The 19,431-nt window shown below is 43.5% G+C and carries 15 protein-coding genes; 12 read left to right on the top strand and 3 right to left on the bottom strand.

Features of this window, described 5'->3' with window-relative positions:
* The 7 genes from R7E51_RS00450 to tssG all read left to right on the top strand — a co-directional run bounded on the left by R7E51_RS00450 (nucleotide 1) and on the right by tssG (nucleotide 8,805).
* The gene (locus R7E51_RS00450) at nucleotides 1-2,001 is read left to right on the top strand and encodes a serine/threonine protein kinase (protein WP_206957779.1); all 2,001 of its coding nucleotides are present in this window, start codon (nucleotides 1-3) and stop codon (nucleotides 1,999-2,001) included.
* Nucleotides 1,988-3,562, top strand: coding sequence for a type VI secretion system protein TssA (gene tssA, locus R7E51_RS00445; RefSeq protein ID WP_033906408.1), 1,575 nt, complete (start codon nucleotides 1,988-1,990; stop codon nucleotides 3,560-3,562). The genes R7E51_RS00450 and tssA overlap by 14 nt, the downstream gene beginning before the upstream one ends.
* A gap of 26 nt (nucleotides 3,563-3,588) precedes the next feature.
* Entirely contained in the window at nucleotides 3,589-4,095 is a 507-nt protein-coding gene (tssB, locus tag R7E51_RS00440; protein ID WP_005373381.1) for a type VI secretion system contractile sheath small subunit, read from the top strand.
* An 8-nt stretch (nucleotides 4,096-4,103) separates the two neighbouring features.
* Nucleotides 4,104-5,579, top strand: coding sequence for a type VI secretion system contractile sheath large subunit (gene tssC / locus R7E51_RS00435; RefSeq protein ID WP_005373378.1), 1,476 nt, complete (start codon nucleotides 4,104-4,106; stop codon nucleotides 5,577-5,579).
* A gap of 61 nt (nucleotides 5,580-5,640) precedes the next feature.
* A complete protein-coding gene (gene tssE / locus R7E51_RS00430) occupies nucleotides 5,641-6,051 on the top strand; it encodes a type VI secretion system baseplate subunit TssE (RefSeq protein WP_005373376.1) in 411 nt (136 codons plus the stop codon).
* A 10-nt stretch (nucleotides 6,052-6,061) separates the two neighbouring features.
* On the top strand, nucleotides 6,062-7,810 hold the full coding sequence (tssF, locus tag R7E51_RS00425; RefSeq protein WP_053307566.1) for a type VI secretion system baseplate subunit TssF: 1,749 nt from the start codon (nucleotides 6,062-6,064) through the stop codon (nucleotides 7,808-7,810).
* A complete protein-coding gene (tssG, locus tag R7E51_RS00420) occupies nucleotides 7,807-8,805 on the top strand; it encodes a type VI secretion system baseplate subunit TssG (protein ID WP_005373373.1) in 999 nt (332 codons plus the stop codon). Before tssF ends, tssG begins: the two co-directional genes overlap by 4 nt.
* Before the next feature lie 54 nt (nucleotides 8,806-8,859).
* Here the strand turns inward: tssG and R7E51_RS00415 are convergent, their stop codons facing one another.
* Genes R7E51_RS00415 through R7E51_RS00405 form a run of 3 tightly spaced genes read right to left on the bottom strand, consistent with a single transcriptional unit; the run spans nucleotide 8,860 to nucleotide 14,074 of the window.
* Complete coding sequence (locus R7E51_RS00415; RefSeq protein WP_005373369.1) at nucleotides 8,860-9,312, bottom strand: Lrp/AsnC family transcriptional regulator; 453 nt, start codon at nucleotides 9,310-9,312, stop codon at nucleotides 8,860-8,862.
* A gap of 31 nt (nucleotides 9,313-9,343) precedes the next feature.
* A complete protein-coding gene (gene tssM / locus R7E51_RS00410) occupies nucleotides 9,344-12,733 on the bottom strand; it encodes a type VI secretion system membrane subunit TssM (RefSeq protein ID WP_206957778.1) in 3,390 nt (1,129 codons plus the stop codon).
* A gap of 27 nt (nucleotides 12,734-12,760) precedes the next feature.
* A complete protein-coding gene (locus R7E51_RS00405) occupies nucleotides 12,761-14,074 on the bottom strand; it encodes a type VI secretion system ImpA family N-terminal domain-containing protein (protein ID WP_005386112.1) in 1,314 nt (437 codons plus the stop codon).
* Between the two features lie 503 nt (nucleotides 14,075-14,577).
* Between R7E51_RS00405 and R7E51_RS00400 the strand changes: the two genes are divergently transcribed.
* From R7E51_RS00400 to icmH, 5 genes are read left to right on the top strand one after another with little or no spacing between them, the layout of a single operon-like run.
* Nucleotides 14,578-15,177, top strand: a complete 600-nt coding sequence (locus tag R7E51_RS00400; RefSeq protein ID WP_054574680.1) for a hypothetical protein — start codon at nucleotides 14,578-14,580, stop codon at nucleotides 15,175-15,177.
* Nucleotides 15,178-15,186: 9 nt separating this feature from the next.
* Nucleotides 15,187-16,680 carry a type VI secretion system-associated FHA domain protein gene (locus R7E51_RS00395; protein ID WP_206957775.1) on the top strand — a complete coding sequence of 498 codons (1,494 nt, stop codon included), beginning with the start codon at nucleotides 15,187-15,189 and terminating at the stop codon, nucleotides 16,678-16,680.
* Nucleotides 16,673-17,173 (top strand): type VI secretion system lipoprotein TssJ, encoded by a 501-nt coding sequence (tssJ, locus tag R7E51_RS00390; RefSeq protein WP_005386118.1) that lies wholly within the window; start codon nucleotides 16,673-16,675, stop codon nucleotides 17,171-17,173. The genes R7E51_RS00395 and tssJ overlap by 8 nt, the downstream gene beginning before the upstream one ends.
* Before the next feature lie 11 nt (nucleotides 17,174-17,184).
* The gene (gene tssK / locus R7E51_RS00385) at nucleotides 17,185-18,510 is read left to right on the top strand and encodes a type VI secretion system baseplate subunit TssK (protein WP_005373357.1); all 1,326 of its coding nucleotides are present in this window, start codon (nucleotides 17,185-17,187) and stop codon (nucleotides 18,508-18,510) included.
* Nucleotides 18,507-19,298 (top strand): type IVB secretion system protein IcmH/DotU, encoded by a 792-nt coding sequence (icmH, locus tag R7E51_RS00380; RefSeq protein WP_025767903.1) that lies wholly within the window; start codon nucleotides 18,507-18,509, stop codon nucleotides 19,296-19,298. The genes tssK and icmH overlap by 4 nt, the downstream gene beginning before the upstream one ends.
* Nucleotides 19,299-19,431: the final 133 nt, after the last annotated feature.

The raw sequence follows: 19,431 nt of genomic DNA, 5'->3' as shown, positions 1-19,431 counted from the left end.
GTGTCTAATAATCAGAGTACAGCCAAAGGATATATCGATCAGTTGGTTGTTAAAGCTATTGAGAAAAAGAAACTGAATGAGCAAAGGCTAGCAGAAAAAAATAAGCCGAAGCTTGAGTACGTGCTTTTTTCACAGTTTGATGTATTAGACAAGCTTCCTTCTAAAAATGGTAAGACAACGGTTTACCATCTTGCAAAAAAAGGGCAGCCAGAGAAGCAAATCTGTTGCAAAGTTATCAATGATGACTCGCCAGAATTTGCGAGCAAAATGTTGATTAACGAAGCGAGCAGGCTGGAGCTTTCTCAACACCCTAGCGTGGCTAACTTTGTAAAAATCGGCAACGAATTCGAACGCCCATATTTGATGTACGAGTGGATCCAAGGTGAATCACTGGCAGAAAAAATGGAGCGTCATTCTTCTAAAGGCTTCCGCCACGACCACATCGCTTGGTTGGTGTATCAACTCGCTGGCGCTCTAGAGTTTATGCATACAAGAGGTATCTGCCATCTTGATATTAAACCATCTAACGTATTAGTGAGTGAAGGCGATTACGTTAAGCTCATTGATTTCGGCGCTGCTCGTTACATTGGAGAGACAGAACCATACGCAGAGGCAAGCTTGAGCTACGCTTCCCCTCTTTATATAGAAACTGGCATCGCGGAACCGCAAGATGATGTTTACTCTCTCGCTTTGCTCGCTGGACATCTATTTTTAGGCTCAATATTTGGTGATGCTTGGAATAAGCAGTTAAAAGACCGAAAGCGTCCGGCTTTGATCCCGGTTCATATTTGGAAATTGCTGAAAGAAGTCATCAACAAACCAAGAGGGCATGGCTATACCGCTATTTCTTTTGCTCAACAGTTAGCGCGAATCGATACGCAATCAATTAGCTCAAATTCTAACGCACCAATTTTCAGTAGCTTGCGTAACGCGGACTTGCTGCTTACACACTGTAAGCCAAATGATAAAACGGCGTATGGTCGCTTTAAAATATTAGAGGCGAGCTTAGTGTTGAGTGTGCTGGCAACAGCAGGAAGTTATTTATATCAACAGAATAAAGATCAATTGGATGCCATTTTTTCCCGAGGTGTCACTACTGTAACTCACGTTATTACGCCCTCTGAAACGGCTTCTTTTTTGGCTCAGCCTCCATGGAAAATCAAAGAAGAATTGTCTCAAGCTACTCAGAGTATTGATATGACAGTAGCTTATCGAACAGCATATCAAGCTCAGCAGTTAAGCCTCTCGAATTTATATGAAGAAAAACAGGCTCAGTTAACGTCGTATCAATCGTTAGCGGATGGCTTACCAATGGCATTAGTCGAATTACGTAAGGAGCTTGTCACCTTGCGAGAAACCCTTGTTCGTGACGGTGCTCTGTTTCCATATGCGGATGAGGCGTTGACTAAAGTGATGTCTGGGTTAAATGTCGCGTCTATCGATTCCATGAAAGTATCTGCCATAGTTGGCAGTCGAGATAAGCAGATTGCTCGCTTAATTTTAGATGGTGAAGCTAAGCTCGCAGAAAATGAAATGAAAGAGGCATGGTTGTTAAACCAGTCACAAGCCTATTTCTACAACCAAATCTTACCAAAGGCTGTGATGGAAAATATTAATGACTCCATCGATAAACATGCAGAGGCGCACTTTTACACCAAAGCAATTGAAGAAGCCGAATTAGCCAAAGCCTACTTCGGTAATACGCCAGAACTAGACAAAAAAATAAAGGATTTAATCGTCGCAAGAAGCGAATTTATTTTGTTTAGCACCGTGATGGAGCAATCCGTTTACGACAAACAAAAGCTACATGAATCCCTTGCCGATTTAGAACGGAATGCACCAAGTAAATTTACAGAAATCACGAAAATTCTAGATAGCATGGCGTCAGATGCGATTGAGCAGAGCCATCGATTATCTAAGCCAGCAAATGGCGCAATTGCGGTAGCGCGTGCGTTGAGAGATTACTTGACTGAAGGAGACGTGAATTTTGTCCAACATTGATATCGATCGTCTGCTTAATCCTATTTCTGATGAATCTCCAGTGGGAAACGATGCCCGTTACGAGTTTTGCTACGAAATGATGGAGTCCGAAGTGAAGAAATTCGGTTCCTTGTTTGGCGAAACAGTAGATTGGAGCGTGGTAAAAACGCACGCGACTGAAGTTCTAGAGCACCACAGTAAAGACTTAAAAGCCATTTGTTACCTCGTTCGCGCGCTAACAGAAGAGTTTGGTCTGCAAGGCTTTGAACAAGGTCTAAAGCTGCTTAGTGAGGCGTTAAGTCGCTTTGGCGTTGAATTGTATCCTTCGCGAAAGCGGGGTCGAGATGGCGCGGTCGAATGGTTGAACCATCAGTTTAAACTGGTCAGCAGCAAGTTAGCGGAAAGCGCTCAGTCATGGGATTTGGTATCAAACTGCATTTCGACTATTGAAGAAGTGCAGCGCCAGTACGACGAGGTTTACCAAGACTCAGAAGCGGATTTCTTTGAGATTCGCACTCAACTCAATGTTTTATCTCAACAAGCGGCGGCTGATGAGCAGAGCGATGATGCAGTCGTTAACGTTGAACAAGCGGCGCCTGCACCAGCTACGCAGTCTGCTGCCGAAGAAACGCCAGCGCAGAATGAAGTGCAAACCGCACCGGTGAAGGCGGTTCCGCCGGCCCCTAAACCTGCGCCAGTTAAGAAAGCGGTAGCAAAAGAAGTCGATGTCGATACGGACTTCTCTTCGCCTACGGCTTCTAAGCGCACCTTGAAGAAGGTTGCGGAAGTCATGCTTCATGCGAACCCAAGTGATCCGCTGGCTTACCGGATTTATCGTCATCTGACTTGGGATGACATTGATGGTCTACCCGACCACCAAAATAATCAAACGCCTTTGAGCTTGGCAGTGTCGTCCGATCAACAAGCGGAATACCGAGATAAAGCTGAACAAGAAAGCGACATCGACACCATTAAGCGTTTGGAGCGCACATTAACGGATGCGCCGTTTTGGCTGACGGGCCATTACTTCGTGTATTCGATGCTTAATAACTTGGGCTTTGATGATGCAGCGCTTGCTGTGAAACAAGAAGTGACGCGTTTTGTTGAATCGCTAGAGGGCATCGAGCACCTCTCATTTAAGAATTCTATACCATTTGCAGATGAAGCGACCTTGAGCTGGTTATCGACTCAAGATACTACTTCTTCGACTTCTCAACCCGTTGTTCAAACGGTTGTGATTTCGCAGGAAGACTCGCTGCCAATGGAGGATATCACTCTAGAAAATCTAGGGGAATGTGCCGCAGAGCTTGCCCACAAACTTGAGCTGGATAGCTCGGGACGAGGGCAGTTCATGCTGTATTTACAATTGATAGCAGCTTACCAGTCTGTTGGATTATACCCGTTGTGTTTGCCGTATCTTGAGAAGGGGTGGGAAGTACAAAAAGCGTTTAATCTCGCGAGCTGGGAACCCCACTTATCGTCACAGTTAGAAGACCTAATTCGAAAAACACTCCATCGGTTATTTGGAAGCAAGGATCTTCTACCTGAGAAGTATGAAGAGTGGAAAGCAATTTACGACTAATTAAAGAGTTAGATAAGGAACGAATTATGTCACGTGACGGCTCGGTGGCTCCTAAAGAGCGAATTAATATCCGTTATGTTCCAGCAACTGGCGATACGCAAGAAGACGTAGAGCTGCCGCTAAGCATGATGGTAGTTGGCGACTTTACTGCGCGTGCAGATGAGACACCAATTGAAGAACGTACTCCAATTAACATCGACAAAGACAACTTTAACGAAGTGCTAGAGGGCATGTCTCCAAACGTTAAAGTCAACGTTGAAAACCGTCTTTCTGATGAAGAAGGCGGCCAGATTGGTGTTGATCTGACCTTCCAAAACATGAAGGACTTCTCTCCTGAAGCGATCGCGAAAAGTGTACCTGAACTAAACAGCCTACTTGAGCTTCGCGAAGCCTTGGTTGCACTTAAAGGTCCTCTAGGAAACGTGCCTGCGTTCCGTAAGAAGATCGCATCGGTTCTTCAAGATGAAGAAGCGAGAAAGAAACTGTTGGATGAACTAAGCATTGGCAACGACCAAGACGCGAAAGAAGAGTAAGGGATATCATGTCTGCAGAAGCACAAGCGCCAGAACAAGAAGCAGCCTTAGTTGAATCAGGCTCACTTCTGGATAGCATTCTTAACGAAACACGTTTAAAGCCAAGTGATGAAGGTTTTGACGTTGCAAAACGCGGCGTAGAAGCATTCATCAGTGAGCTACTAAGCAGTTCGAACACAGAGAAAGTCGACCAATCTCTGGTTGATCTGATGATCTCTGAAATCGACCAAAAATTGTCTAAGCAAGTTGATGCAATTCTTCACAACGAAGAAGTTCAAGCGATTGAATCAACGTGGCGTGGCCTTAAGTACCTGGTTGATCACACTGACTTCCGCGAGAACATTCAAATTGAACTGATCTCTGCGAAGAAAGACGAAGTTCTTGATGACTTCGAAGACGCTCCAGAGGTGGTGAAGTCTGGCCTGTACAAGCAAATCTACACACGTGAATACGGCCAGTTCGGTGGTAAACCTGTTGGCGCCGTCATTTGTGATTACGCTATGTCAGCTTCGTCGCCTGACATCAAATTGATGGAATACATGGCTAACGTAGGTGCAATGTCTCACGCACCATTCATCACGTCGGCATCGGCTAAATTCTTTGGTCTAGACAGCTACGAAGAGCTGCCAAACCTAAAAGATCTGAAGTCTGTATTCGAAGGTCCACAGTACGCGAAATGGCGTGGTCTGCGTGAGCACGAAGATGCGCGCTACCTAGGTCTATGTACGTCTCGCTTTATGCTACGTACACCTTACTCTGTTGAAGATAACCCAATCAAGGCGTTTGACTACGATGAGCAAGTAACAGACAGCCATGATAACTACCTATGGGGCAACTCAGCGTACGCGATGGCGTCTAAGATCAGTGAATCATTTGCTAAGTACCGTTGGTGTCCGAATATTATTGGTCCTCAAAGCGGTGGTACTGTACAAGATCTACCGGTTTACAACTTTGAAGCTATGGGTCAAATCGAGACTAAGATCCCAACCGAGATCCTGGTTTCTGACCGTCGTGAGTATGAGCTAGCAGAAGAAGGTTTCATTGCGCTAACCATGCGTAAAGGTTCTGACAATGCGGCGTTCTTCTCTGCAAACTCTGTTCAAAAACCAAAAGTGTTTGCGAACACGCCGGAAGGCAAACAAGCCGAGATGAACTACAAGCTAGGTACTCAGCTTCCTTACATGTTCATTATCAACCGTTTAGCGCACTACATAAAAGTGCTACAGCGTGAGCAAATTGGTTCTTGGAAAGAGCGTTCTGACCTAGAAATCGAACTGAACAAGTGGATTCGTCAATACGTTTCTGACCAAGAGAACCCGCCAGCGGAAGTTCGTGGTCGCCGCCCACTTCGCGCTGCGAAGGTTGAAGTATCAGACGTAGAAGGCGATCCAGGCTGGTACAAAGTATCGATGTCTGTACGTCCTCACTTCAAGTACATGGGCGCAAGCTTCGACTTGTCTCTAGTTGGTAAGCTAGACCAATAACCCATTACTGAAACCATCAAGCAGCCAGTGAAGACTGGCTGCTTTTTTCGTAGGATCGCATATGGAAAAAGGTTACCGTCTTTTAGAGCGGATCGAGCTAGGAGAACCAAAAAACTGCTACGAGAAAGTGGTGTCTCATAAGCATTTGATTGAATCCATTCACTCGCATCTCGCTGACTTGTTGAATACGCATTCCGGCAACGCAATGATCGACAATGAGTATGGTCTGCCAGATTTTAACGACGTACTTTCTAACAACACGAACCTCGTTCGCCATATTCAAAAAAACATCACGTCAACCATAGAACGCTTTGAGCCCCGACTGCTGAATGTCGAGGTTCACTACCGTGAAGACCACCATAACCCATTACAACTCGGCTTTGGTATTCGCGGCGAAGTTTCCCATAACGGCGGTAAAGTCCCAATGTCGATCGATGTCTACATGGGAACCGACGGCCAATTTAACGTTTAGTAGGTGCCACTTGAGTAACAGTAAATACTTTCAAGATGAACTCACGTATTTACGCGAGTCGGGTAGTGAGTTTGCCAAATATCATCCGAAGTTAACTCACTTTCTCTCTGAAGGAACTTTTGATCCAGATGTCGAACGACTGCTGGAAGGTTTTGCTTTTTTGACCGGACGCATCCGCGAAAAGATTGACGATGAACTTCCTGAGCTAACGCAATCTCTGATGACTTTGCTGTGGCCACATTACATGCGTTCGATTCCGTCTTTGTGCATTAGCGAACTAAAACCGCATACCGGAAGTGTTACTGAGAAAACCGTGGTGAAACGTGGTGCGGAAATGGCCAGCGAACAGGTAGAAGGCACGCAGTGTTTGTTCCGTACTTGTTATGACGTCAATCTATACCCAGTTACGATTACTAACATCGAACAAACTAACAGCCGCACCAGTTCGATGATTGATGTGACGTTATCGACGGAGCATGGCCTGGAACTGTCTCGTATCGGTTTAGATACGTTGCGTTTGCACCTGCATGGTGAGATTCATATTACTCGCACTGTCTTCTTATGGCTGTTCCGTTATCTAGATCACGTCGAGTTGGATGTTGGTGGCGGCTACAAACATCGTTTAGGGCCAGAATACGTTAAGCCAGTCGGGCATGAAGAGGACGAGGCGCTGTTGCCTTACAGCAAAAATTCCTTTGCAGGCTACCGTTTGCTGCAAGAATTCTTCTCTTTGCCAGATAAGTTCATGTTCTTCGACATTAAAGGCTTAGAGTGGCTAAAAGGCATTCCACAGCGCAGTACGGTCAAAATCAAATTCCACTTTAAGCGTGCTTTGCCTTCAGAGGTGGTGCTTAAAGATAAACACTTAAGGTTGCACTGCACACCTGCCGTTAACTTGTTTGAAAAAGACGGCGATCCAATCCGTTTAGAGCATCGACGAAACGAGTACAAGGTGCGTCCACAAAGTAACATTCAAGAGCATTACGAGGTTTATTCCATTGAGCAAGTGGAGAGCTGGAGTAAAGACGAGCGTCGCCGAAAACCACTGATTGAATTTGAATCGTTTGAGCACCAAATCAACCAGCGTGATAAGCGAGAGTTCTACAAATCCAAAGTGGGCGAGCGAGTAAGCGGAAGAGGGTTAGAGCGCTATATCTCATTCCATACTCACAATGGCGACATCGCGGATTTAGGGACTGAAACAGTATTGATGAAACTGCAATGCAGTAACGCGGACTTAGCGGAGCGCCTGTCAGTAGGGGACATCACGTACGCGACGCACAAATCGCCAACGTATGCGACGTTTAAAAACATTACTAAGCCAACACAGTCAGTAAGTCCTCAGGTTAATGGTGAACTTCAATGGCAGTTGATTGCCAACATGTCGCTCAACTACTTGTCTTTGGCCAATATCGATGTGTTGAAAGTGTTGCTCTCGACTTACGACTTCCACTCTCGAGTCGATAGACAAGCCCACCGCGCGTCGATTCATCGACTTGATGGCATTATTTCTTCAGAGATGAAACCAATCGATCGCGTATTTCGTGGTGTATCTGTGCGTGGTAACCAATTCAAGCTCGTGACGGACTCTAAGTTCTTCGTAAATGAAGGCGATATGTTCCTTATGGCCACGGTATTGAATGAATTTATCCGTTTATATTCGAGTGTGAACTCCTTTACCGAACTAGAGGTGTTCGATGAAGCGACGGGCGAGGTTTACAACTGGGCAAGCCTAATCGGGCAGCAGACGATACTATGATTAACACACTTTCTGATAAGTCGAATGAGTTTAGTTTCTACCAAGCGGTGTTGCTGTTAGAGAAACACTACCAGCTGGAGCCAAACTCAAATTTTGTTGCCGTGGGCGAGAACAAATACTTTCACCAAGAGCGAATTGAGTTCAGCGTGTCGCCAAACCTGTGCTTTCCAAAGAGTGATATGGACTTTATTACTCATATGGAAAGAAACGGACAGCAATATTCACGTATTGAGACGAACTTTCTTGGCTTGCATGGTTCAAGCTCGCCCCTACCTGCGTCTTACACTGAGAAACTCGTCGGTCGTGATCCCGATGATAACCCAGTGAAGGATTTCTTCGACTTTTTCCACAACCGCTATACAAGCTTACTGTATCGTGTTTGGAAGAAATACCGATATCACGTGCAATACAAAAGCGGGGCGAGCGATGCGTTTTCTGGGCGCATACTGCATTTGGCTGGTCTTTCTAGCGTTATGCAAGATTGTGAAGTCGCGGAGTTAGATCGAGCGAAAGTTCTGTCTTACGTGAACCAGTTATCTACGCGTACACGTTCACCCAAGCTTATTTCCGGTATTGTTTCGCACTACTTTTCACTGCCGAATGTGCGAATCGAAGAATGGGTTTATCGGCGGGTCGAGATTGCAGAAAGCCAGCGTAACAAACTCAATCGTTCCAATTGTGTATTGGGACAAAGCTTACACTTGGGACAAAGCATTGCGGATTTGAACGGCAAGTTTAACTTGTGTATCGACAACATTGATTTTGAAACGTTTAAGCAGTTTTCCTACGATGGTGAGTTACATAAGACGCTGGTGGGCTTGATGCGCTTTATTCTGCGTGACCCAATGTCGTGGGACCTAAAGTTGACAGTTAACCTAGACAGTATTCCAGAAAACAAACTGGGTAATGGAGAAGGGAACCAACTAGGTCAAACGTTCTGGCTTGGCAACCCAGGTGATAAAGACGCCAAAATTCGACTTATCGGAAGCATATAAGAAAGCCGCTCAACGAGCGGCCCTTTATGTTTTCCTCAAAGAGGTCAGAAAAGCTTAACGACTGATCGGCTGATGCAGTACAACGGTAGTATCAAGCCTTTGAATGCCGTTAAATGATTCAATTTCATTACAAAGATGATGAATAGACTGCAGGTCGGGCGCTTCAATTAGAGCAATAATATCAAAGTTGCCACCAACAACGCTCGTTAAGCGAACCTCAGGGATTTCTTTAAGTGCATTCGTTACATCATTCTTCTTACCCTTTTCACAAGAGATCAGTAGATAACTAGCGGCTTTTCGCCCTTCATTTTCTACACGAATCTGTGCGGTATAGCCTTTGATAATACCGGTCTTTTCTAAACGATTAATTCTTTCTGCTACTGCTGTTCGAGACAAACCAATGTTTCGGGATAGATTCGCAATCGACTCTCGCCCATTCGACAAAAGACTTGAAAGTATTTTTCGATCTAATTTATCTAAACCTTGTAAAGTCATGTTTGAAATCATGTGTTCTGCCTATTTTGTTTTTATATTGTTATTAAATCGACTCAGGGAGCGTAAAGTTATACAGCTCAGCAAGAGTGAATGGGTTTTTCTGTGTCAACGGAGTGATGCGTAAGCTCAAGTCCCTCCCTGACACTTTTATGTCACTGACAAAGCTGCCGTTATGAGTGTTTGTCAAGGTCGAGTCACCTAGCAATCTGTATATCGCCCATTGACCACTCTTATTTAAAACGTGCTGTCTGCCTTCATCGGTTACATCCTGGAGTGTGATACTAATATTGAAGTCACCATTTTGCGGTGGCCATGCCATTTCACGAATGCGGCTTGGACCGTGGTAGTAACTTATATTGGTATCTGCAATTTTTAAGCTCGCTCTAATCGCACTAGAATCAAGATCGAGTACTCTTGCACTAAACGGAATATGAACGCGGTTAGTGCTTTTATTAATTAATGTGTCTCGAATAACGTTATAGTTACGCAGTTGCACTAACAGAGCCGGAGAGATTGGCATCGTCTCGCCATCCACCTGTTTTGGCGTCCACAAATTGGTATCGTAGAACGGTGCAAAATTTTTCTGAATAAATGTGTCTAACAAGCCACCTGAAGCAAACAGTAATTCAAAATCTTCAATTGAGATTTCCTCGGTCGCTGTTAGATCAAATGGGTATCGTCCTAGCCCTATCTCTTTAAACTTGGTGTAAATCTCGCTGTACCATTGGGTTTGAATGCCTTTAGCGGACTCTTTAATCATGACTGACCAGCTTTGTTGAACCACATCTAACAACCAGCTACGAACGGGTTCCGGTGATTTTTGGGCAATCTGTTTAAGTTTTATTAATGGGTCAGCTTCACTGCTGTTCATTCGATGCTGAGCTGCCGCTAGCGCCGCCATTTGCGGGTCGGGTGCATCAGCGATGTCTTTCATATACGTGCGAACACGGCTTAACGCTGTTACGGTCTCATCCCAAGGAGTAGGGGAGTTTGGTGTTTCACTGACCTGAAGTTGGTTTAATAAGTGAAAAGCTTGTTCAACACGTTTCATTAACAAGTAATCAGGCTTAACTACTTCCTCTACTACGTCTGATGCGGAGTCTGCCGCTGCCACGAGTTTCGGGTCTAGCTTTGAAATCAGAGCATTTTTTTCACCAACGGGTGAAAATTGTGTGTTGGCATAGACCTGCTTCAGTACGGTTGTCATTGGTGAAGAAGGGCCCGAGATTAAGTCTATCGCGTTCGTTAGATCGCCGACATTGCCATAGTTCTGGACTTTTAGTTCACTCAGCGCATTGCGCCAATTACTGATGTAGTCGTCAGTATATTTTTTACGTACTTCCTCTTTGAAGGCTTCTTGTTCTTCACTAGTAGGAATAACGTGTTGTGACAGACCTAAAACCCAGTTGTCACTGATGACTTGTTGTGACATTAGGTCCACGCGTGGTCGATAAAAAGTGCTAAAACCAGTGGAGGTATAGATCTTATCTACGATCAAGCGTTCGCTATCGATTGGTGTGTTGAACACATTGCTAAACTCAAAACCCACAGCTCGTTGCAGATCTAGGGTTCCTAAATCAATCGAATTTGCTTCGTTTAAAATGCCTGCATAAACGAGATCAACATTCGAATTTGCTAGCAATGAGCGACGTGTTGCGCGAACAAGATCCATATTGATATCAATTGGATCAAACTGTGTGCGAAAGTAAGCGTCCAAATAGCGCATCGCCTGATTGACGACGTCATTTTGGTTGCTCAAGTCGTTCATCATTTGGAGAGTTTGATGACGCAAAAAACGGATATCACGCTTTGTTGGATCGTTTAGCATTAGATACCCCTTCAATAGAGGTAAAGCGCGTGTAAAAGTGTTTTGATTTTGTGTCAGTTGTAGACGGTAACCTTTCTCAATGAGAGGTATCAACTGTTGAGCAACGTCCTTAAGTAATGCTTCGTATGCGATGCGAGTGCTTTGATCCAAACGGCTAATGTTGAGTGGTAATATCTCTTCATCCAAAGCCTTAGAACCTTTAAGCCACGCCCCATAAGAAGGCTCTATTGCTTTCGTCGCCTTCGCTAAAAGCTCATTGAATCTTGCATCTTGCTCCACTTGCGATTTGTCATCGATACTCAAGAGTTGATTCATCACATGTAAGTTACTGTCTAATGTCGTGAAAAAGAAGTAACTGCCCCCAGTAAGCAGGATAATAGAGCCGAGTATTGCCAAACGGCTTTGTCTCTGAATTAGACGAAGATACGTCTTGTTTTCGCCCGCAAAGTCGCTTTCCGGCAATATTTGTGAATCAATCAGAAAGCGAGAGAAATAAGGCGTTTCTGTTAACTGTGTATGCTCTGACGCGATAATAGGTAAGTTGAAGTAATTACTACAACTTTTTGCAAGTAAATTGTACTTGCGACCGCCTTGCAGACTCGAACTAAAGAAAATCTCACGGATGTCTAGTGAATAGACACCGTTGTTAACATCACATAGACGCTCAAGCACATAGCTGACTTCAGACTGACATAGCTCAAACTGCTTAGGGAAAGCGAGTATTGCTTGTTTCTCATCAATGTCCGTTGAATTAGCGGATGCATCTAGCGCATTACTTTCAAGCACTCTCACTAGATTTCGATAGCTATCGCGGTAGTACTCTGCAAATACACCCTTGGCTTCTTTTAGTGGGATAGAGAGGAACTCAACACGTGTCTTGAGAGAGCTAAAGTGCATGTATTCTTTAAAGCCATCTAACTTGTCTAGCTTTGACATAATCAAATAGATTGGCAATGCTGAAGACGTTTTAGAGTTGATGGTACTCAAGCGCGCCAATAACGACGAAATGGTGTACTCTTTTTGTTCTGGTTCAGAGACGATCATGAACTCGAAATCGATGAAGAATAGAAACCCAGAAAATGGCTTTCTAGGTCGATGATGAATAACTTCTTCAATGAACGTATTCCATAAAGAAGCATCACTGCTTGATACTTCCTGGAACACTAAGCGTTGGTCTGGTTTGATGTATACAGCGCTGTCAGATTCGTACCATTCAAAAAAGTCATTCTTAGCGGTTCTAGTGCGATCCATCGGTTTAATTGCACTAGAATTAAATAAAAATTGACGTCGCCCTGACCCTTTATTACCAAGCATCAGGTAAATTGGTTTCTTGCCTGAGTTAGCAAGAAGAGGCTGGATAACCATAGAAAGTGCTTCTTCCTCGGTTTCCAAATGTTGAGCTTTAGCGTTGTTCTTTTTCTTCAACCATAATGTGAATTGAAAAATGACGTAAACAATGGCGATAGCACCAAGGGTCAGCCAAAGATAAAGTTGATCGATTTCGTCAAGAAAAAGCAGATAAATAGTGGTGATAATTGCAGCCACTAAAAACATTAATATGGTAGAAATCACCACTGGATTTCTAAACAGTTTTTGTTTGAACATAAGCCTAAAACTTCTTTAATTGTATTGTTATTTATTGTCAGTTTTTTCAGCTTGTAGCTGACTCAATTTATATAGGTAGATGTTCAGTAAAAGGGTTGCGCGGTCAATTTCCTTTTGCTGTGAATACTTTTCAGCGTATTCAATACGACCTAAAAGCGGGAATAACGAGTTACTGTATTCGTACGCCTTTTCAGAGTTCTTATCTACATTCTGTCTAGCTACGTTGGCAAACACCGTTCTTGCGTCTGAGAATCGCTTATAAACATCCATAAACTGGTCTTCTAAATGGGCGCTCTGTGTCAAAAAGTTTTGACGTAGCTGCTGTGCAGAAGACGAATCCGGATAGATCGCGATTAATTCATTGGTCAAGCTATCGAGCTCGCTGACGTTACTTACTTTTGCCGAGTCTAAAAACCAGTTATTCATCATAATATCGACACGATTAATGGCCTGCGTTTTCAATGACTGAGCATATTTTTTATTTTCGTAATCTAACGAGGCGACCAAATTTACAAGTTCATTAAGTGAAGCTTGATTAATTTTTTGCTCCAATGTTCGATAACGTTGTTGCTCGTACATGAAATGTGAACATATCGCAGTAACAATCAAACCAATAACGAAGTAGATCATAAATCGACCAGACTTTGCCGGTGATGCTTTCTCTTGGCTATTTAGGTTGGGTGATGACACCGGTGCGGGAGAGGGAGACACATTCACTTTAATTTCAGGTGCCTTCTGCGTTGCTGCAGGAGCGCTAGTGTTGGCTTGTTTTTTCTCGCGTAACTCAGCCGCAATTTGTTGTTCTTTTATCTGCTCAATCCATTGATTCAAAATACGGCGAATGCGACCTAATGACGGCGCTTCAATACCGTAATGAAGACGAAGCTCTTCCTCAATCCTCAAGCATAATTGATGTGCTGCCTCTATCAATGGAAGCTCTTCTGGTAACGCCCGATGCTTATTAATTCGTTTTTCAGTATGCTCTACCATCCATTCAATAGCGCTCATTCGTGCCTTTGACTTTGAATGCTCTGGATACGCGTTGAACCAATATACGACACACACATCAAGTATTGAGTTTAATCCTTCAACAAGGCCTCTTAAGCCGTCGTTATAGGTTGACGCAACGGTAAAGTAACAGCAACAACGTAGGTCTTTCGCTTGGGTACTCAAGATCTTTTTTGAGAGTGTTTGAACCGTTTTCCACGAGACTCTCCCTGTGACTTTATTCAGGTTGTTTATTTGACGTTTAATTTCGTCAAAATCCTCAGAACCATTAGGATTAGAGCCGCTTGGGTTATTTTCATCGATTGGTCTTCGAGCGAAGTCGGTAAAAAACATAAGGAAAGTTCCAACTGATCATATAGAAGTATTAAGTTATATAGGATTTCACTACTGTTATATTAAATTATAAGCAGTGCACATCTGCCGCAATTCTATAGACAAAATAAGCGGATTAGATAATAAAAATTCATTAAAAGAAATTAAATTACTTTTAGTGTGATCTTTGTTCATAATATTAATATCAATAGTTAAGTCTATTTATAAGAAGAAACTTATATATGAAGATAAGAACGTTGATTAAAAAGTAACTGAATTGTTATCGGAGATTACGTTTTGTTCAATTAGCAATCAAATTCTGTTACTTCTATTTAAATAGAAAGATTTACTGTCTCGTCACTTAATCTGTAGTCGGTTCTTTAGTTTTTGTTTGTAGGTAAAACAACCAACCTGATAGTTGAAATGTATTAAATTATAGGTGTTTTTTTAGGCTTATTGAAAAAGAGAATATAATTGATATCTTTCGCCTCTAAGTAGAATATCGGTTTTCCTAGAGGGACGAAATGCTAAAACCAAGTCAAATTGGGCTGATTTCAGCCATGTGTCTATTTTCTTCTGTTGCAATGGCAAAAGGGGAGCGATATGGACTCTCTACCAGTATGTTGACTATCGATAGCATTAAATACGATGAAGGTAAAAGTGGTGAGCAGGATACGCTTAGGTTCGGCTTGGTTCATACTCGTCCTATTGATGAAAACAATAACCGTTGGCGTTGGTGGTTAGGGCTAAACTATCTAGCAGAAGATATTGAAGCGCCAGCAAACGGCTTATATCAAGAAGCGACGAACTATGAACTTCGTGTTGTTCCTCAATATGCGTTGACTTCTTGGAGTGTTTTCACGCCATACGTTGGTGCGGGCTTGTCTGTCGGTTACTCGCAATATTCTAATCGCTGGCAAGTAGACCAAGAGGGCTATCGTTATGAGAGTGTTGAAGACATCGACCAGTTTGAGTTAGGTGCGGTTATGACCCTTGGTACTGCTATAAAGTTAGGCAGTAATCCTGACGCCCATATACAAATTATCCCGCAGGCCTCTTATATCCTTCCGGTTGTAAATGATGGAATTGGTGGGCTTGAACTATCAGTTTCTTTGCTCTTTTGAGGTTCGTAAATGTACTCAAATCAGCTAGTTTTATTTATCTCAAAGTGTCCAGAGGAATACACCGGTGCAAAGCATATTGAAATGCCTGAAAGTGGTGGTTCGATAGGTCGTTCCCCAAGCTGTAGCGTGTCTTTAGCCGATCACAACCGCTTTATATCGGGCACTCATTGTTTGCTCAGCGTGTATGGAGATACCTACTATATAAGTGACGTATCAACTAATGGCACAATGGTAAATGGGAATAAAATACTAAAAAATCAACCCGTTGCGATAGTTGATGGCGACATCATTTCTTTAGGGCAATATGAGATTGGTGTTTCTCTTGAGCACGTTACCTCAACACTAGACATCGCCGCTGATATTGCTCCTGAGCGAGTATCTAGCGATCCTCTGGTTAGTCTAGGAGATGCGGTTGTCGAAGAGGAAGAAAAAGTCGGTGCCTTAGAAGATTTGTTTATGGAGACTAAACAGGATGACATTGATTGTCATGATCCTGTTGCTCACCTTAACTTTTCGATGCAGCGAGATGACGATTACTTAATTCGTGATAATGAGCGTACAGAATCTGAACAACCTAGAACCGTGGAAAGCACGCGTCAGGTGGTCGATGACAGTTTCAGCATATATTCCGAATTCGATCAGCCAAGCCTAATCCCTGAAGACTGGATGGCTGCGGAAACCAAGAGTAACGCATCAGTCAATGATGCATTAGCGCCAGAAAGCGCTAAGGCACATAGAGCCGATATTGCCTCAGCTGAGGTGATGCAACCTGGCACGGTAGCCCCAGATAGCACGATTCAAAGACAACATCGTACGCCTAATGTTACTGAGATGGCCGTAGAGCAGGCTAATACAGGGTCAAAATGGGAAGAGATGACCCAATCTTTTACGCCTTCTCCTAACACTAATCAGCAACTTCAAATACCTACGGCAGAGCATGCGATAAACAGTACGACGAAAGCACAAGTCGATACTGATGCGGCCGTTTGCTCTCAAGATATAGCGCAAGCGTTTTTTGATGGTTTGGGTATTCGAAACCCAGAGTTGATGACAAACGAGGCGCAGTTATTCAAGCAAATGGGCACTTGCTTGCGTTTATGTATTGATAACCTACAGAAAGAGTTGCACGAAGTGGAATCGTTAAAAGATGAGCAGAGTGCGAGTGAGGCTAACTCGAACATTGCAGAGCTAATGCTTACTTTGAATAGTCAGCAATTACTGGCTCCAAATGAACTGGTTGAACAAATGCTCGATGAGCTGAACGACCACCAAGTTATGTTTAACAAAGCACTGAATGAGCTCATTTTAGAACAGTCAGAAACGAACGATCCCGTAGCATTTGCTAACAGGGTCGCTAGCCAGTCTTTGTTCTCAACTAAGTCAAAGCTGTGGGCCGAATACCTAGATTTCTACACTAATAATCGTCGCCTGCTTAATGAAACATCCTTAAAAGGGCTGATTAAGAAAAACTATAACAAAGTGATTAAGGGAAACCATGCGTAGTATCGCCGTATTACTCGGATTTGCCATGTTGTCCGGTTGTTCCATGTGGGATCAATTTAAAGAGTCCACTGGTATCACACCAGAAACTTCGTCGATTGAATTGGTTATTGAGGCATCACCTGTACTCAATGTGAGAAATGGGGGCCAGTCATCTCCAGTTATTCTCCGTCTTCACGAATTAAGTTCGCCAGTATTGTTCCGAAGCTTAGATTTCTTTGCCTTGTTTGAGAGCGATAAAGCGTCGTTGGGTGATGAGTACATCAAACGTTACGAATATCAAATACAGCCAGGTGGAAAAGTTCATGAAATGCTAACGCTAGACCCTGACACTCGTGCCGTCGGTTTTTCAGTGGCTTTTCGTGATATTGATGGTTCGTCATGGCGAAAAGTGGAAGTTATTGAAGAGAAGAGCGAGTACTACATCAAGCTCAAGTTAGAGGGCAGTGAGTTAATTTCTGATAACACTCGCGGCATTGAACAGGTTTACTTTTAAGGGATAGAAACATGTCTTTATACAATCCAGTTGTTTGGCAAGATGGAATGTTCATGAAGCCGCAGCATTTTCAACAACTCGATCGTTCGCAAAGTAAACTATCGAGCCTACTGAGTGCCAATGCATCGCCTTTGCATTGGGGAATTAAACGTTTAGAAATCAACTCTCAGTTACTAGCACTGGGTAAAATCGGTATTACTCGTGCTGAAGGTATTTTACAAGACCGGACACCATTTGAGCTTCCGTTGCTTGCTGAGCTGCCTGAAGTGAAAGATGTAGATCCTTCGATTGCCGATAAAGTCGTTTATTTGTGCTGTCCGTTACCATCGGAACGTTCTGAGTTATTTGGTACCAAAAAAGACGGTGCGCGCTATACGATGGAATCTCAAGAAGCGGTTGACGCTTGTTATGATTCGGAAGACATGGCAAATATCGTCGTCGGTAAGCTTAACTTTTGCTTAATGTACGATCATGAAGATAAGAGTGCTTACACGTCTATTCCGATCTTAAAGATCTCAGAAGTGAAGCCTGATGGCAGCGTGATCTTAGATGATAGTTTCATTCCTACCTGTATCGATATTCATGCGTCGACAGTACTGAGTAAATTTGCGACCGAGTTTGCTTCTATGTTGAAGCATCGCGCGGAATCGATAGTCCAGCGATTAGGGGTGGTGGATCAACAAGGTGTATCATCGGTTTCTGACTTTATGCTATTGCAAGCGCTCAACCGATACGAACCCTTGTTTTGGCATTTCGCCAGCACAGAAGCTGTGCATCCTGAGTCTTTGTATCGAATTCTTCTTCAGGCAGAGGGTGAGCTTTCGACGCTGTGCTCAACGACACGCCGACCTATTGAGTTTACGAAGTACAATCATGGTGATCTTACTAGCTGTCTTTCTCGCGTCCTAGACAGTGCGAAAATGACATTGAGCGTGATGTCTGAGCAAAGAGCAATTCCACTGACCTTAAAAGATCAGAACTATGGCATCAGAACGGCAGCAATCCCTGACAATAAGATCATTGATACGACAACCTTTATCCTCGCAGTTAAAGCCGACGTGACCTTGGATGTTCTGCATACCCAGTTTGTCAGCCAAACGAAGATCGGTTCTATCGATAACATACGTGACTTGATTAACCTTCAACTGCCTGGGATTGAGATCAAACCAATGCCAGTTGTGCCACGCGCGCTGCCGTATCACGCTGGCTACACCTATTTCGAGCTCGATAAAACGGGCGAAGAGTGGATGGCGTTGAAGAACACTGCTGCGATTGCGATTCACGTTGCGGGCGATTTCGCTAACTTATCATTGCAACTTTGGGCCGTTCGTCTATGAGTTACGCAGAAACCGACGTCACCGTAGTCTTATTCCAACCAGAGCCTGGCAAACCAATGGAGGTAATGCCAGCGCCTGACTTGTCGAGAAACATCGCAGTACAAGATCTATCTATCGATAACATGGGTATTAACCCGCTAGTGGACCAGTTCTCATGGTTGATCGCCAGTCTGTCTTGTATGTCTTCGATCCCTTGGCTTGATGACCCGATGCCATTTCGTGAACAAGTGGCACGTGAGATTAGAAAAGGTGAACGAAAACTTAATGAAATGGAGCTCGATCGTGCTTCGGTTCTTGTTATTCGTTACTGCTTGTGTGCGGCGATTGATGAGTCTGTTTGTCGACAAGAATGGGGGGCAAATAGTCACTGGAGCCAGAACAGCTTACTGTCTGAATTCCACAACGAAACGTCTGGTGGTGATAAGTTCTTCGTTATTCTCGATCGCTTAAAAGCCGACCCTCGTAAATACCGTCACGTTATAGAGTTTCTCTATTTACTGCTTCAACTCGGTTTCCAAGGCAAGTACGGCCGTGAAGAACGTGGTAACGAAAAGTTAGCGGAAATTGGCAGCACCATTTATCGATTAGTGCGAGATGACCGCCTAGCAGAACAAGAAAAAGTTTCTTTAATCAACCTTAAAGCTAAATACCTAAAGAAGCCGTTGAAAAGGGTAATTTCACCCAAGCTGATCTTGAGTCTTAGTGCGATGACGTTTGCGCTTATGTATGCGGCAACCTACATCGTCATAGACTTAAAATTTCAGCAACTGCTTGAAGTGTATAGATAACCAGAAATCTAAAAATGAGATCTTCTGCCAGTTTTAGGGCTTATTGTGAATATCACTGGTCTTTTAGTGAAATTCACTAGTCATTTAGAGAGATTGCAATGTGCGATCTCTTTTATCATTCAATCAATAAAAT

Source organism: Vibrio sp. Vb1166, assembly GCF_033338695.1.
GTDB classification, from domain to species: Bacteria; Pseudomonadota; Gammaproteobacteria; order Enterobacterales; family Vibrionaceae; genus Vibrio; species Vibrio alginolyticus.
Note: the sequence above shows the minus strand (reverse complement) of the source record. Positions and strands in the feature narration are given on the sequence as shown.